Source organism: Clostridium sp. DSM 8431 (assembly GCF_900116755.1).
Classification (GTDB): Bacteria; Bacillota; Clostridia; order Clostridiales; family Clostridiaceae; genus Clostridium.
The window spans coordinates 1-1632 of sequence record NZ_FPBY01000306.1; the positions used below are offsets into that span (position 1 = coordinate 1).

General features: G+C 30.3%; 1 protein-coding gene. It reads right to left on the bottom strand.

Translation table 11 applies throughout. The features are described from left to right. Nucleotides 1–182 precede the first annotated feature (182 nt). Complete coding sequence (locus BM384_RS16995) at nucleotides 183–1553, bottom strand: MATE family efflux transporter (RefSeq protein ID WP_242946112.1); 1371 nt, start codon at nucleotides 1551–1553, stop codon at nucleotides 183–185. Between the last annotated feature and the right edge of the window lie 79 nt (nucleotides 1554–1632).

A 1632-nucleotide genomic window follows, 5' to 3' on the forward strand; every position in this document is an offset into this window, starting at 1 on the left:
AATACCCCCTGCGCAATATCCTATACCTGAAAATAAACGTATTTTAGCATACAAGGCTATGCTATTAGAAAAAAGAGAAAAATCGAATAGAAAATTTTATTTATTTTGCCTGTCTACTTGACAGGGGTCTGTTCAATCATTAGATACATCTCCTTAATTTTAAAATCACACAATCTTAACATTTAATTTTCTAGTTGAATATCACTACTTTCAACAACTCTATTAATTCGCTTTTTCCATCCGCCAGTTTTAAATCTTATAGCAAATACTACAGCCCTTATACATTCATCCATACACATAGCTATCCATATTCCAACAAGGCCCATGTCCATTCTTACTCCTAAAATATAAGAGAAACCTACTGCAATTACCCATGCAAATACAAAGGTAGTAGCTGGTGGCACATATACATCTCCAATTGCAAGAAGACATCTTGTCATAACAATATTAACTGCACGTCCAACTTCTAAGATAAGCTCAATAAACATTATCTTCTTACCTAAAGTTATTACTTCCATGTTATCAGTAAATATTCCAAATATGAAATTACTATTTAAATAAATAATTGCCGTAATAGATAAAGATACCAATATGGATATTCTCATAGTGCTCCATACTCTTTCCTCAATTTTATCTATTCTATCAGCTCCTATGAAGTATCCTATAACTATCTGTGTAGCTGCTGAAAGTGAAATTGTATACACATAAGCAACATTAGCTAGCATACTTGCATAAACCTTAGTTGCAATAACAGCAGTTCCAAATAGGTTTATAAACATTAAAATAACCATTTGAGAAAAACTATATGAAAGTTCTTCTCCTGCTGTAGGAAGTCCTATACGTAGCATTTGTTTTAAAGTATTCTTTGGAAAAGGTCTTAAATACTTAAGTTTTACTCTAGCTTCTGTCTTTTTAAGCATTATACCTATTACAATAATAAGGCCTACTGTTTTACTAATGTTAGTTGAAATAGCTGCACCCTTAATTCCAAGCATTGGCATCCCAAAAAGGCCATTAATTAATATTGCATTTCCTATAATATTTAGAATATTCATAATAACAGATGCTATCATAACATCATTCATAAGTTTATAGCTTCTAAGAGCTGCTGCAATAGTTAAATAAAGCCCTTGAATCACTATAAAACCACCTATTATTCTCATGTATGTACAAGTTTCATCTAATATATCTATTGGTACATTAAGTGCTTGAAATATATTTCTTGAAAAAAGTAGTAACACTGCACTTATACTAAAGCTTATAAACACAATAAAAGAAAGAGATACTGTACATACTTCTGATATCTGTTCTCTCTTTCCTGAACCAATATATTGAGAAACTAAAATTGTTGTTGCTATACACATTACATTTAAAAATATAATTACAATATTCATTATTTGATTGGCATTACCTATTGCTGCCACTGATCCTTGTGAATATTGACTTACCATAACTTGATCAATATTACCAACAAGTAATTGTAAAAACATTTCTATAAATATAGGCATAGACATTTTGAAAACTGTTTTTGTATTGTAATCGTCTACTCTCAAGTCTCTTTTCTGCTACTCAAAATATGGACAATTATACCCATATCGAGATTTTTCCTTATTCATCGTGTCCTATTTTGTA